Here is a 13579-nt window from a genome sequence, read left to right as displayed (position 1 = left end):
CTTAAATTTAAAATCTTTTTTAAATAAAAGTCTATTAAAAAAAATCTTTTTCAGTCGATATAGCAACTAGAAAGGTTTGCTATGAAAAAAGAGAATTTTGATGAAAACTCCCAGTTAGAAGAATTTGTTTCACAAGAGGATATGGCACGGATTAAAACAGAGCTTGTAACTTGCCCTGAGGCGAATAATTCTTTAGTAGGAACAATAACAGCTTTATCTAAAAATTATGCCAAGTCTGTTTTAATCACAAATTCCGAAATGGTAATAGACGAACAAGGCTTAGTAATGGATGCCTTTATATTTGCCGCTGCGAATTATGTCGCTCAAGCAGCTATCAATAAAGAATTTTCCGTCCTTATAGGCACAAGATGTTATTTTTATGCCCCCTTAAAAATAGGTGATGTGCTGGAGCTAGAAGCACACGCACTTTTTGATGAAAGCTCAAAAAAGAGAAGTGTCAAAGTTATAGGCAATGTTAAGGAAATCAAAATGTTTGAGGCAAATATCCAAATCGTTTGCACAGATGAACATATATTTAAACTCAAACGCCCACCAACTCAAGCCGTCCAACAAGAAGAAGCATCACAAGCTCCCGCTTCAAATATCAATCCAGAAACTATGGCGACTTCACTACTTGCCTCAATGGGGAAATAAATTAGGGCTTTGTAGGGATATCAACCCAATTTTTGGGGCATTCTTTATGATATGTCCCACTCGCATCATAATACTCTTTACAATCATCATAATAACGACTAGAAATTCCTCTTTCATTGACAAAGCAACCCGTCAAATTTAAAACCACGCTTAAAATAATTATGAACTTTTTCACTTTTTCCTCACTTATTTGCTTTACGCCACCTAAATGGCTCGATGGGATTTTTACTCTGCCAAAGCCCTTTTTTGCTTTCTTTGGCTTTCATTTGCTCCCCCTCATAACTTTTACCCCAATAAGCCCAAGCATAGCCCTCGCTTACCAAATGCTTTCCGATATCTTTTTCCCCCAGCTCCACACAGGCGACTATTCTACCATACTTATCTTTATTTTTATAGTTGATTGTCAGCTTTTGATTTAAAATAAGCCCTTGCAAATAAGTCTTAACCTTATGCCCAAATTCTTGTTTTAACTCGGGTGCATCAATGCCATAAATTCGCACCCTTTCTTTACCTCTCGCACTTAAAATATCTAAAGTATCTCCATCAATAACTTTAATAACTCTCGCCTCAAAGCTCTCACTACTCTTGGTAAAATCTTGTAAAAAAAATGCGAATAAAATAAAAATTAAAGCTAAAAATAACTTCGTAGGACTACTTGCAATCTTTCTTAAATTTAAAATTCTTCTTAGCTTACTTCTCAAAATTTACCCCAAAAATAAAAAATAATGGCATAATTCTAACAAAATTAAGGAGTAAATATGCAAGAGGTGATTGAAAATTTCAAAAAAATCTGTGCGATTCCTCATTGTAGTTTTGAAACGCAAAAATTAAAAAACTTCCTAGCAGATTACGCTAGAGAATGTGGCTTTAAGGTGCAAATTGACAAAGTAGGTAATGTGCATTGCATAAAAGGAGAGCCTAAAATTTGCTTACAAAGCCACTATGATATGGTATGTATAGGTGAGGCACCTGTGCTTGAACTTTATGAAGAAGAGGGTTTTTTAAAAGCTAAGAATTCTTCTTTGGGTGCGGATAATGGCATAGGTGTAGCGATAATGATGGAAGCGATGAGGCATTTTTCTCATTTAGAATGCCTTTTTACAAATGATGAAGAAGTGGGACTTTTAGGGGCTAATGGCTTAGAGTGCGAGATTAAATCGAAGAAGCTTTTAAATTTAGACCACGAGGGCGAAGATGAAATAATGATAGGGTGTGCTGGAGGCGTTGATATTAAAGCATTTAGAGAATTTAGCACACAAAAATCTTATGGAAAAGTTTATGAATTAGAAGCGAAAAATTTCAAAGGGGGACATTCTGGCATTGACATTATTAAAAATCACAAAAATGCCCTTAAAGAAATGGCAAGATTTATCGCTAAAAACGAGGGGCAAATCATCTCTTTTGAGGGGGGAGAAAGGATAAATTCTATTCCAAAACACGCTAAAGCTTTAATTATTTGCGATAAAGATTTGCAAGAAAACGAATGGATAAAATGCACCTTTAAGGGCGAACAAGAAGTTCAAATTTGTAAGCAGAGCAAGCTTTTGCTAAGTGTTATCAACGCCTTTGCTAATGGAGTTAGAAATTATGATACTAAGCTTCATATCGTAAAAACAAGCATTAATCTTTCGCTTTTAAGAATGCAAGAAGGGCAAATTATTTTTGAGCTTTTTGCACGCTCAAACGCACTCGAAGAACTGCAAAATTTAGAATTTGAAACCTTAGAATTTTTTAAAAGTTACACTTTTGAAGTCGAAAGTTCAAATTTTTATCCACCTTGGGAGGGAAAAGAAAGCATTTTAAGCCAAGAGGTTTTTAATGCCCTTAGCAAATTTGTCAAAAATGTCAAAATTTCAGCCATCCACGCAGGGCTTGAATGTGGCATTATAGAGAAAAAATTTCCTCTAATGTGCGTTTCCATAGGACCAAATATCTACAACCCACACTCAACAGATGAAAGATGTGAATTAAGCTCGGTAGAGAAGATTTCTAAAGCGGTATTTGAAGTGCTAAAAAACAATCAATAAGGCTTTATTAAAGCCTTATTTAAAAGTTGTGCCACCATCAACGATGAAGGTGTGTCCTGTAACCCAACTCGCCTTACTTGAGCAAAGAAACAAACAGGCTCCAGCTAAATCTTCAGGCTGTCCCATACGATTGAGCGGGCTAAGATTGATTGTCGCTTGTTTGACCTCTTCGTAATTTGTAAAAGCTCTTAGTGCGTCCGTTTCGATAGGACCACCACTTACAACATTAACGCGGATATTTTTATCACCCAGCTCAGTCGCAGCGTATCTTGCCATAGCCTCAACGGCAGCCTTTGCTGTGCCGTGTCCTGCATAATTTTCTATATGCACTAAATTTCCCGTTGAAGAGATGGAAACAATGCTTCCTCCGCCTACTTTTTCCATTCTCTTAGCGGCTTCTTGCGCTCCAACAACAAAAGCATTCACCGTAGCCGTAAAGATATTATTAATCCCTCTTGGTTTTAATTTCATAAATTTCGTATAGCCACCCACAACGGCACGCCCAGAAATAATAGCATTTGAAATGAAAAAATCAATGCGTTCAAAATCTTCATCAATTTTCTCAAAAAGTTCTTTATAAGTCTCAGGCTCTAAGATATTAAACTCATACGCCCTTGCCTTGATTTTATAATTTTGCTCCAAATCTTTCACCATATCATCGGCAATTTGAGCGTTAGAATTGTAAGTAAAAGCGATATTTACACCCACTTTAGCAAATTCATAAACGATAGCCTTGCCTATACCTCTTGTGCCACCGCTAATTACCAAAGTTTTTCCTTGAAATTCGTTATACATCAAAATCCTTTAATTTCATAATTTTTCATCACAGCTTCTATTTTAGCAAAATTTTCCTTAGTAGGAGGGCAAAGCGGAAGTCTAAATTCTAAATTTTCTATCAAACCCGCTATAAACATCGCTGCTTTAATCGGGATTGGATTACTTTCGCAAAAAAGAATTTTATTGATATTATAAAGCTCATCATTAATTTTCTTAGCCGCTTTAAAATCCTCGCTCAAAGCCTTTTTTGTCAGCTCACTCAGTCTATTTGGGAGTAAATTTGAGCTTACCGAAATAATGCCTTTTCCACCATTTGAAAGGATAGGATAATTAATTGCATCATCGCCAGAAATTAAAATAAGGCGTGGCTCGTGGGCAAGCAAATCAACACATTTGTCTATATTTCCACTCGCTTCTTTAATTCCATAAATATTTTCACACTCTCTAAAAAGTCTAATTGCCGTATCCGTAGCTATCTCACAGCTCGTTCGTCCTGGGACATTATATAAAAGCACAGGAATTTCCACACTAGAAGCTATAGCTTTATAATGCTGGTAAAGCCCCTCTTGCGTAGGCTTGTTATAATAAGGCGTAACACTTAAAATTCCATCAGCTCCGCACTTTTGTGCAAATTGTGCCAAACCTACCGCTTCGTGAGTGGCATTACTTCCAGCACCTGCTAAAACCTTGACATTGGTATTTTTACAAATATCCACAGCGATTTCTATGCATTCTCTATGCTCTTCGTGCGTTAAAGTCGCACTTTCTCCAGTCGTTCCAACGGGAACAACAGCATCAATGCCATTTTGAATCTGTCTTTTAATGAGCCTAGCGTAACCTTGCGTGTCTAGTTTTCCATCTTTAAAAGGCGTAATGAGCGCCGTCATCGCTCCTATAATGCAGTTTTTATCCATTATTTTCCTTTCTTAAAATTAAAGTTGTTGATTTTTCCTTAATGAAGTATTTTTTCGCTACGCTTACCAAGTCTTTCACCTCAAGTGCAGCGATATTTTTCTCATACTCAAGCAGAGGTTTTAAATCCCCTCTTGCTAAATAACTTCCACAAATATTAGATAAGCCACTGGCATTGTTTAAAGAAAAGATAAAATCACTTCTTGTATTATTTTTCACTTTTTGCAAAGCCTTTTGTGAAATCTTACCCTGCTTAATAGAGGCTAAAATTTCAAGCATTTTCTTTTCAACCTTCTCCGCTTTTACATTAGGATTACAATTTGCGATAAAAATAAACAAATTTTCATCAACGCTATCATTGACAAAGGCGTAAAATTCATTAACAAGGCTTAATTTATCGACTAAAATTTCGCTCAAAATCGCACTTTTACCACTTCCCAAAAGTTCAGCTAAAGCATTAAGTGCTGGAATATCCTTGTGTTTAAAATTTGGAATCTTAAAAGCAAGAGCTAAAAGCTCTGTTTGCGTATCTTTAAAAATTTCAGCGCGTCTTACGCCGTCTTGATTGGGTTCTTTTGTATGAATTTTTGGAATTTTTTTTGTGTTTTTAATCCCCTCAAAATGCTTACTCGCCATTTTAAAAAGCTCTTTAGCCTCGATATCACCACTCACTAGCAAAAGTGCATTTTGTGGCTGATAAAAGCTTTTGTGAAAACTTTTAATATCCTCAATATTCCAATTTTCAATGTCTTTATAAAAACCTATCGGGGTCCAGTGGTAAGAATGATACAAAAAAGCGTGATTATAAAGCCTAAAATATAAATAACCAAGCGGATTATTATCTGTCCTCCAACGCCTTTCTTCTAAAACAACCTGCCTTTCAGGCTGAAATTCCTCATCTTTTAGATTAAGATTTTGCATTAATTCTGCAAATAAACCTAAAGATTTATCCAAATTTTCCTTAGAGCATTTGATGAAATAATGCGTGTAGTCAAAGCCCGTGCTAGCATTATCCACCCCACCAAAGCCCTTAACTATCTCATCAAATTCCCCAGCACGCAAATTTTTCGTGCTTTTAAAATTCAAATGCTCTAGCATATGAGCTATACCGCTTTTCCCCATAATTTCATTTCTTGAGCCTACCTTATAAAAGATATCGACGCTAATCACTCCACTATTTTTATTAACAGGTAGGGCATAAACCTCAAGCTTATTTTTTAAAACCTTTTTTTTGTAATTTATCATTTTAACTCCACCCCAATCGCCTCGCTAATATGTAAAAAACCATCTTTTCTTAAAAGTTCTATCAAGCCTTCGTTAATATCCCTTGCCAAACTAGGTCCCTTAAAAATCATCGCCGTAAAAATTTGCACTAAACTAGCCCCCTTTTTAATCCTATCATAAGCCACCTCAGCACTATCTATACCCCCACTTGCAATAAGCAAAGTTCTTCCAAAAAGCTCTTTTGAAAGAGCGTGAAAAAATTCTCCACTTTTTTGCGTGATAAGCTTACCGCTAATACCTCCAAAAGTGCGGTTGTTATTAAGCAAAGTGTAATCCGTGCTTGTATTCGCGATGATAAAACCACTCACACCTTTTTCAATCGCACCCTCACAAAAACTTAAAGCGTCTTTAAATTCCATATCAGGTGCAATTTTTATCAATATAGGTTTAGTTGTAATTTCTTTTGCCTCTTTGAGTAAAGCACCCAAAAATTCTTCATTTTGCAAGTCTCTTAAATTTTTAGTATTTGGCGAAGAGATGTTGATGATAAAATAATCACACAAATCCTTAAAACTTCTAAGCAAAGTAAAATAATCATTTAAAGCATTTTCGTTGCTTGTAAGCTTATTTTTGCCGATATTAGCTCCAAGAGGCAAAACAAAGGGATAATTTTGTGTCATTCTTTTAGAAATTACATCCGCCCCTTGATTATTAAAACCCATAGCATTTTGTATGCTTTCTTCTTTTACGAGGCGAAAAAGGCGGGGCTTTTCATTACCCTCTTGAGCTAAGGGTGTGAAAGTGCCAAATTCCAAAAAGCCAAAACCAAGTGCGCTTAAAGGGCGTATCATCGTAGCATTTTTATCAAAGCCCCCAGCCAAACCTACAGGATTTGCAAATTCAAGTCCAAGTAAATTTTGTTTTAAAATTTCATTATCAACAATATATTTATAAGCCAAAAAGCTCAAGGCTCCGGGGAAAATAGCATTTAAAGCTCTTAATGAATACTCCACCAAGCTATGTGCGTTTTCTGGGTCCATCTTAAAAAGTAAGGGTTTGAAAAAATCATACATTTTTATCCTTTCAAATGCCAAATTCTAGCAAAAAATCCTTACAATTTCGTCTCATCGTTTTTTATTTTTAATTTACGATAAGCCTCACAAGTATTTAAAAGCTGTGCATCACTCCCACAGGCTAAAACCTTACCTTTATCTATAAGAGCGATTTTATCTGCATTTTCCACGGTGCTTAGACGATGTGCGACAAGTAAAATAAGTCTATCTTTTTTTAAATTTTCTATAGTTTTAACGATAGCCCTTTCGCTTTCATTATCCAGTGCTGAAGTCGCCTCATCAAAAATAAGCAAATCAGGATTTTTATACAAGGCTCTTGCTATGGCAATTCTTTGTTTTTGCCCTCCGCTTAAATTTTTACCATTTTCAAAAAGCTGAGTATAAATACCTCCCATTTTTTCCACAAATTCATAAGCGTTGGCAAGTTTTAAGCTTTCTATAACCCTTTGCTCGTCAAGCTCCTCGCTATAAGCGACATTTTCGGCTATGCTTTCGTTGAAAATGTAAATATCCTGCGTTACCAAAGCCATTTTTAAACGCAAAGATTTAAGACTAAATTTATCTATACTTTCGTGGTTTAGCAAAATCTCCCCACTCTTTCTTTTAAAAAAGTGCAATAAAAGCCCTATGATAGAAGATTTTCCACCGCCACTTGCCCCCACAAGGGCTAAAATTTCTCCCCTTTTAAAATTTAAATTCAGTCCGTTTAACACGCTTTTTTCATCATAAGCAAAATACACATCTTTAAATTCCACCTCATCAATGCACCCAAGCTCATCTTCTCCGCCCTTAATTTCAGGTTTTAAATCAAGTAAATAAAAAGTCCGCTCACTCGCCACGATGGCAGTTTGAAGTCTTCCATATAAACTTGTTATTTTTTTTATGGGCTGATAAAGGGCAAAAAGAGCCGACACAAAGGCGATAAACGCTCCAGCACTCATACGCCCCTCAATCACCTCTTTTCCACCTATCACTATCACAAGAGCAACGCCCAAAGAGCCGATTAGCTCCATTGTAGGAGAGATAAGTGCATCAACCCTGCTTATTTTTAAATTTACCTTACAAAGCCTTTCGTTGTGTGTATCAAATTTCATAAGTTCTTTTTGCTCTGTGTGGTTTGCCTTAATAAGCTCGATATTCGTAAAAATTTCTCCCAAACGAGAGAGCAAATCCGCGCCCGTTTCTTGAGTGTTTTTGGCATATTTTCTAAGCTTTCTAGCTAACCACAACAAAGGAATAGTCGCACAAGGAAGCACGATAAGAGCGAAAAAAGCCAATCTTGGACTATTATAAATCACCACACTAATAAGCCCTATGGCTGTCATTAACTCCCTTAAAAGCTCGGGAATTAAAGTCGAAACAATACTTTGCAATGCACCGATGTCATTTGTGCAGCGACTCATCAATTCCCCACTTCTATAACGCTTAAAAAATTCCATATCCAAACGCAAAAGATTTTCAAGCACCTTAAAACGCAAGGTTTTTAAAATATTTGTGCCAATATAAGCGATATAATAGCTTTGCATATAAAGCCCGACATTTTTAGCCAAATACGCAAAAACAATAAAAAATGGCACGATATAAAGCAAATCAATTCTTTTTTCTATGAAAATATAATCCAAAATAGGCTGTAAGGAATGAAAACTAGCCGCCGTGCCTAAGGCTGCTAATGCCATTCCCAAAAAAGCAAGTAAAAAATACCTAAAATACGCGATATAAAAAGGCTTAAAACGCCATAAAATTTCTTTTAAACTCATTAAGCTTTCTCCCAAATCGTGCCTTGCGGCGTGTCTAAAAGCAAGACGCCAAATTCTGCTAAATTATGCCTTAGCTCATCTGCCAAAGCGTAATTTTTCGCCTTTTTAGCCTCTGTGCGTTTAAAAATTTGCTCCTCTATCCACGCCTTTTGTGTTTCATCAAAGCCTTGCTGAAAATATAAAATCGCATCTTCAAAGCCCACACCCAAAATCAAAGCAAGCTCCTTAAAGTCCTCCCTCAAATCCTCTCTTAAGCCCTTATCTTTACTTTCATCTAGCCTTAAATTTGCATTGACTATAAATTCATCAAACAAAGCCAAAGCCTTAGAGATGTTTAAATCATCTTGTAAGGCTTGCAAAATAGTAAGAGAAAGCTCTCTTTCACACTTTTTAGGCTTGTCTTCTAATTCGTTTAAATCAAGGCGTTTTTTAAGGCGGTAAAGCTTATCTAAACGCTTTTTACATAGGGATAAATCCTCCAAAGAATAATTAAAATGCGCCCTATAATGCACACTCATTAAATAAAACCTCAAAGCCTCACTGCTAAATTTTTTTAAAGCGTCCTTAATGAAAAAGCTATTATTAAGGCTTTTACTCATCTTTTCGCCATTTATATTCACAAAGCCATTATGAAGCCAGTGCGTGGCTAAATCTTTATGAAAGGCACAACGACACTGCGCCGCCTCATTTTCGTGATGCGGAAAAAGCAAATCCACCCCCCCAGCGTGTATATCAAGTCCGTCCTTAAATAAAGCCTCTATCATCGCCACGCACTCGCTATGCCAGCCCGGACGCCCCTTACCAAAGGGTGCAGCATAAAAGCCCTCGTCAAATTTCCATAGCACAAAATCACTTTCATTTTTCTTTTCTTTCTGCTCTAAAAGCCTTGTTTTAGTCTCTTCAAAACTGCGTTTTGAAAGACTTAAATACGCTTCATCTTTACTTGTATCAAAATAAATTCCATCTTCTAAAGTATAGGTAAAACCCTGCTTTTCCAAACGCAAAATAAGCTCTATCATCTGCTTAATATATTCGGTCGCCTTAGGCTTTAAGTCAGGCTCTAAAACACGCAAATTTTTCATATCTCTTTCATAATGGGCGATGTATTTTTGTGTGATTTGCTCTAGGCTTTCGCCACTTTCTTGCATTTTTTTCAAAATTTTATCATCAATGTCAGTATAATTTCTAGCAAAGTAAAGCTTTCTTCCAAGTGAAAGCAAAACCCTTCTTAATAAATCAAAACAAATGCTACTTCTAGCGTGTCCTAAATGTGCATCATCATACACCGTAGGACCGCACAAATACATATTAACAACGCCCTCTTTTTTAAGGGCTAATTTTTCTTTTTTCACACTATCAAATAAAAGCATTAAAGCCTCCTTTAATCCACTCAAAAAACTCTATTAAAACGCTAATTATCATCATTTTACTTTCTAAAAGCAAATAAGAAAAACAAGCTAAAAAAACTAAGGCTAAAAGGCTTTTCTTCCAAGAAATTAAGCTCCAAAAACGCCTAAAACCAAATTCTTTAATATTAGCCAAAAGTAAATAAAAAGCACTTAAAGAACTCGCAAATGCCACCGCTAAAACCTTTAAATTCTCATCTTTAATCAAAAAAATTAAAACGATAGAAACAAAAGCACTTAAAATAAGGGATTTTATAGCGATAATGGCGGCTATTTTTTGCTTAAATTCCGCATAAAGCCACAAAGAAAAGAGTTTTTGTAAGCCAAAAGGCAAAAGACCTAGCAAATAAGCCATCAAAACATAAGCACTTAAAAGGCTATCTTTTTGCGTGAAATTACCTCTTTCAAACAAAAGTACGCAAATTTCTTTCGCAAAAATAATCCCTACTACACTTGAAACAACAAGCAAAAAGCTAAGTCCTGCTAAAGCCTTACGCATAAAGTCTAAAGCCTCTTTTTCTTGACTGCTTTTTAAAAGTCTTAAAATTTTAGGAAAGGCAACTTGAGTAAGAGCGATAGCAAAAAGTGCAAGGGGAAGTTGAAAAACACGGTTAGCATAATAAAGATAAGAAATGCTTCCTGTGATTAAAAAACTTGCTATGGTTGTGTCTAAAAGAGAGCTGATTTGAGTCGCTGAAGAGCCTAAAACTCCGTGAGAAAATGTGCTATAAAAGCCTTTTAAATTCGCCTTATACCGCCTTAACTTAATGCTTAAGCCCATAGCCCTAACCGCCGCATTATTTTTCAAGGAAAAAAGATGCAAAACAAGCTGTGCCACCCCACTTAAAAGCGTGGCGTAAGAGAAGTAATAAAGCGTTTGATGAGGGTCATTTTTATCCACGAAAAAAGCGGCGATAACTATGCTAAGATTAAACAAAGAAGCGGAAAAAGAAGTGAGGAAAAATTTGTGCTTATAATTTAATAAGGCACCAAAAAAGGTTACTACAAAGATGAAAAATAAATACCAAAAATTAATAGCCACCAAAGGAGAGGCTAAGGCTATGGTCTTTGCATCAAAGCCAAAGGCAAAAATTTTAGTAAAAAAAGAGGCGAAAAAACTTACTAAAAGGCAAAATAAAAAGACAATGAAGCCAAATTGTAAAAGCACACTTACACAAAATGCACCCTTTTTCCTTGCTTTGACAAAATTTGGCAAAAAACTTTGCCCAAAAGCACCCTCAGCAAAAATGCGTCTAAAAAAAGCAGGCATTTTAAGTGCGACAAAAAAAATATCGCTATAAAGCCCAGCCCCTAAAAAAAGGGCTATTAAAACATCTCTAGCTAGTCCTAAAATCCGAGAAAATAAAATACCAAGAGCATTGATTATATAATTTTTAAATACCAAATTTTCTACTCTAAATTAAAATAAGCAACAATTCTAACAAGCTTATTTTAACGCTTTTTAACGCGCATATTTTTCATAAGCTCTAATATGCTTTAAAGTCTTTAAAAATACACTAAAAGCACTTTTTTGCTTTGCCCTAGCGTGTAAGATAAATTCACCCAAAAACAAAAAAGAAGCAAAGTCTTTATCACTGAAATTTTGGGCATTTTGTGCGATTTTTAAATCCTCATTTTGATATTTTATCAAGCGTGAAATTTTAAGCAAATTAAAATTCTTTGTGTAGCGGTATAATAACGCACCAAGCCCTGCATAAAGCAAATGGTCTTTAATGTGGCTTTTAAGCTCTAAAAGCTCGGTATTAAAAGCAGGAGTTTTAACCGCTTCCTCCCACCATAAATCATTGACATTACGCCCCTTACTATCATTAAAAGAGCGTAAAAATTTCCAAGGCTTAAAGCATAGATGAAGAATTTTAGGATTTTTAAAACTCCTCTCAAATTCTTCTCTTGTATAGTTTAAATAGCCTTTTTTATCATCTTTTGTAATCACATAAGCGTAGGCATTGACAAAGAAATTCCAAGCAAAATCAAGCTTTAAACGCCTTTTAGGCTCTATAGAGGCATTAAGCAAATCTTGGTCTGCACTTTTAATATAAAAACATTTTGACGCTAAGTCCTCACAACGCTCTTCAATTTGTGCCTTTTTGTATTCCTTCACATTGATAAGCAAAAAACCCGCGTTAAAATAATTTTCATCAAAATAAAAAATCTTCTTTTCATTTGCTTCTTTAAATTTAATCTTGGCTTTCTTACTTCCCATATCGCCCACCACAGCGACAATCTTATCTTTCAAATCAAGAGCAAAAAGCTCTCTTACATCATCAAAAACGAGCATATCAGAATCTAAATAAAGACAAGTTTTGACACTTTCATCTAAAAAAGCCATCATTTTAAGGCGGTAGTAAGAAAGTTTATTATTTTGTGCTGCACCTGAACTTGGAAATTTGTCAAATTTGGCATTATCCTGGATGTGGATTATGATTTCGCAAGGGTAAATTTCGCACAAAGCTTTTTGCAAATTTTCTAGCTTTTGCCTCGTTTCATCGCTTACAAAATCGCTTAAAATGTGAAAGCAAAAAGGCTTTTTTTCATAAGCTTTTGTCGCATTTTTGATAATGCTACTCATCAAAACACTCGAAAATTTGACATATTTTTCATCAGCGGTTAAAAAAATATGATACATCAAAACCCTTTAAAATTGTTAATTAAATCAGCCACCTTTAACACATCTTCCTCACTCATCACAGGAGAAATAGGCAAAGACAATACTTCATTATGAATTTGTTCACTAAGTGGCAAAGAAAGATGGCTTAAGTCTTTATAGCACTCTTGTTTGTGTGGGGCTATAGGATAGTGAATGATGGTCTCAATGTCATTTTGTTTCAAATATTTTACCAAAGCGTCTCTAAAGGGCGTTCTTATCACAAAACAATGCCACACATGCCCTTCTTCTTTTTCGCAACAGGGCAAAATGACATCTTTATGCTTAATATTTTTAAGATAAATTTGGGCAATCCTTCGCCTTGCCTCATTGTCTTTATCCAACATCTTAAGCTTAATGCTTAAAATTCCCGCTTGCAATTCATCAAGTCTTGAATTAAGTCCCTGATAAATATTTTCATATTTTTTTAAAGAACCGTAATTTGCCAAAGCTCTTATTTTAGTCGCTAAAGCTTCATCTTTACAAAGAACAGCACCAGCATCGCCTAAAGCACCTAAATTTTTACCCGGATAAAAAGAAAAACCAGCCGCATCTCCAAAACTTCCCACCCTTTGCCCACTATAAATTGCTCCGTGAGCTTGAGCACAATCTTCAATGAGTTTTAAACTATATTTTTGTGCAATTGTAGAAATTTTATCCATATCGCAAACTTTACCATATAAATGCACCACCATAATAGCTTTAGTTTTAGAGCTAATGTTAGCCTCAATGCGATTTGGGTCAATATTATAAGTTCTAAGCTCAGGCTCGATCAAAATAGGCTTACAATCATTATCACTAATAGCCAAAATGGAAGCAATATAAGTATTTGCTGGGACAAGAATTTCACTCCCCTTTTCAAAATCAAAAGCCCTAATAATAAGTCTTAAGGCGTCCAAGCCATTTGCCACACCTATGCAATGTTCTACACCGCAATAATTTGCAAATTGCTTCTCAAAAAGTTTCGTTTGCTCTCCCAAAAGAAACCAACCGCTATCTAAAAGCTCTTTAAATTTAACTTCAAATTCCTTATTAAAACGCTCATTTACTTTCTTTAAATCTAAAAATTTAACCATATAAAATT

At 35.3% G+C, this 13579-nt stretch carries 13 protein-coding genes; 2 read left to right on the top strand and 11 right to left on the bottom strand.

Features of this window, described 5'->3' with window-relative positions; genetic code table 11:
* Positions 1–81 precede the first annotated feature (81 nt).
* Positions 82–654 carry a hypothetical protein gene (locus CHELV3228_RS02685; RefSeq protein WP_082199422.1) on the top strand — a complete coding sequence of 191 codons (573 nt, stop codon included), beginning with the start codon at positions 82–84 and terminating at the stop codon, positions 652–654.
* Position 655: 1 nt separating this feature from the next.
* Here CHELV3228_RS02685 and CHELV3228_RS10205 read toward each other — a convergent pair whose 3' ends face one another.
* Together CHELV3228_RS10205 and CHELV3228_RS02680 are read right to left on the bottom strand one after the other, a co-directional pair.
* Positions 656–829 carry a hypothetical protein gene (locus tag CHELV3228_RS10205; RefSeq protein WP_167562784.1) on the bottom strand — a complete coding sequence of 58 codons (174 nt, stop codon included), beginning with the start codon at positions 827–829 and terminating at the stop codon, positions 656–658.
* Between the two features lie 7 nt (positions 830–836).
* Complete coding sequence (locus CHELV3228_RS02680; protein WP_082199421.1) at positions 837–1355, bottom strand: thermonuclease family protein; 519 nt, start codon at positions 1353–1355, stop codon at positions 837–839.
* 57 nt (positions 1356–1412) lie between these two features.
* On the opposite strand from CHELV3228_RS02680, the gene CHELV3228_RS02675 reads away from it, so the two are divergent.
* A complete protein-coding gene (locus tag CHELV3228_RS02675; RefSeq protein WP_082199420.1) occupies positions 1413–2681 on the top strand; it encodes a M20/M25/M40 family metallo-hydrolase in 1269 nt (422 codons plus the stop codon).
* A gap of 15 nt (positions 2682–2696) precedes the next feature.
* Here the strand turns inward: CHELV3228_RS02675 and CHELV3228_RS02670 are convergent, their stop codons facing one another.
* From CHELV3228_RS02670 to CHELV3228_RS02630, 9 genes are read right to left on the bottom strand one after another with little or no spacing between them, the layout of a single operon-like run.
* Positions 2697–3476: an enoyl-ACP reductase gene (locus CHELV3228_RS02670; RefSeq protein ID WP_082199419.1), complete on the bottom strand. Its 780-nt coding sequence runs from the start codon at positions 3474–3476 to the stop codon at positions 2697–2699.
* Positions 3476–4372, bottom strand: coding sequence for a 4-hydroxy-tetrahydrodipicolinate synthase (gene dapA / locus CHELV3228_RS02665; protein WP_082199418.1), 897 nt, complete (start codon positions 4370–4372; stop codon positions 3476–3478). Before dapA ends, CHELV3228_RS02670 begins: the two co-directional genes overlap by 1 nt.
* On the bottom strand, positions 4365–5615 hold the full coding sequence (locus CHELV3228_RS02660) for a M16 family metallopeptidase (RefSeq protein WP_082199417.1): 1251 nt from the start codon (positions 5613–5615) through the stop codon (positions 4365–4367). Before CHELV3228_RS02660 ends, dapA begins: the two co-directional genes overlap by 8 nt.
* Positions 5612–6667: a quinone-dependent dihydroorotate dehydrogenase gene (locus tag CHELV3228_RS02655; RefSeq protein WP_082199416.1), complete on the bottom strand. Its 1056-nt coding sequence runs from the start codon at positions 6665–6667 to the stop codon at positions 5612–5614. Before CHELV3228_RS02655 ends, CHELV3228_RS02660 begins: the two co-directional genes overlap by 4 nt.
* 38 nt (positions 6668–6705) lie before the next feature.
* Positions 6706–8424: an ABC transporter ATP-binding protein gene (locus tag CHELV3228_RS02650; protein ID WP_082200732.1), complete on the bottom strand. Its 1719-nt coding sequence runs from the start codon at positions 8422–8424 to the stop codon at positions 6706–6708.
* Positions 8424–9794 carry a cysteine--tRNA ligase gene (gene cysS / locus CHELV3228_RS02645; protein ID WP_082199415.1) on the bottom strand — a complete coding sequence of 457 codons (1371 nt, stop codon included), beginning with the start codon at positions 9792–9794 and terminating at the stop codon, positions 8424–8426. The genes CHELV3228_RS02650 and cysS overlap by 1 nt, the downstream gene beginning before the upstream one ends.
* Positions 9781–11235 carry a murein biosynthesis integral membrane protein MurJ gene (gene murJ / locus CHELV3228_RS02640; protein WP_082199414.1) on the bottom strand — a complete coding sequence of 485 codons (1455 nt, stop codon included), beginning with the start codon at positions 11233–11235 and terminating at the stop codon, positions 9781–9783. Before murJ ends, cysS begins: the two co-directional genes overlap by 14 nt.
* Positions 11236–11292: 57 nt before the next feature.
* On the bottom strand, positions 11293–12477 hold the full coding sequence (locus tag CHELV3228_RS02635; protein ID WP_082199413.1) for a glycosyltransferase family 8 protein: 1185 nt from the start codon (positions 12475–12477) through the stop codon (positions 11293–11295).
* Positions 12477–13571 (bottom strand): DegT/DnrJ/EryC1/StrS family aminotransferase, encoded by a 1095-nt coding sequence (locus CHELV3228_RS02630; protein ID WP_082199412.1) that lies wholly within the window; start codon positions 13569–13571, stop codon positions 12477–12479. Before CHELV3228_RS02630 ends, CHELV3228_RS02635 begins: the two co-directional genes overlap by 1 nt.
* Positions 13572–13579: the final 8 nt, after the last annotated feature.

Origin of the sequence: Campylobacter helveticus (assembly GCF_002080395.1) — a bacterium.
In the GTDB taxonomy this organism is placed as follows: domain Bacteria; phylum Campylobacterota; class Campylobacteria; order Campylobacterales; family Campylobacteraceae; genus Campylobacter_D; species Campylobacter_D helveticus.
This window is presented reverse-complemented; position numbering and strand designations above follow the sequence as displayed.

Bases quoted from the DNA above. Each gene is read 5' to 3' on its own strand.
- CHELV3228_RS02655 (WP_082199416.1), bottom strand. From the start codon at position 6,667: ATGTATGATTTTTTCAAACCCTTACTTTTTAAGATGGACCCAGAAAAC.
- CHELV3228_RS02660 (WP_082199417.1), bottom strand. From the start codon at position 5,615: ATGATAAATTACAAAAAAAAGGTTTTAAAAAATAAGCTTGAGGTTTAT.
- dapA (WP_082199418.1), bottom strand. From the start codon at position 4,372: ATGGATAAAAACTGCATTATAGGAGCGATGACGGCGCTCATTACGCCT.
- CHELV3228_RS02670 (WP_082199419.1), bottom strand. From the start codon at position 3,476: ATGTATAACGAATTTCAAGGAAAAACTTTGGTAATTAGCGGTGGCACA.
- cysS (WP_082199415.1), bottom strand. From the start codon at position 9,794: ATGCTTTTATTTGATAGTGTGAAAAAAGAAAAATTAGCCCTTAAAAAA.
- CHELV3228_RS02675 (WP_082199420.1), top strand. From the start codon at position 1,413: ATGCAAGAGGTGATTGAAAATTTCAAAAAAATCTGTGCGATTCCTCAT.
- CHELV3228_RS02650 (WP_082200732.1), bottom strand. From the start codon at position 8,424: ATGAGTTTAAAAGAAATTTTATGGCGTTTTAAGCCTTTTTATATCGCG.
- CHELV3228_RS02685 (WP_082199422.1), top strand. From the start codon at position 82: ATGAAAAAAGAGAATTTTGATGAAAACTCCCAGTTAGAAGAATTTGTT.
- CHELV3228_RS02630 (WP_082199412.1), bottom strand. From the start codon at position 13,571: ATGGTTAAATTTTTAGATTTAAAGAAAGTAAATGAGCGTTTTAATAAG.
- CHELV3228_RS02635 (WP_082199413.1), bottom strand. From the start codon at position 12,477: ATGTATCATATTTTTTTAACCGCTGATGAAAAATATGTCAAATTTTCG.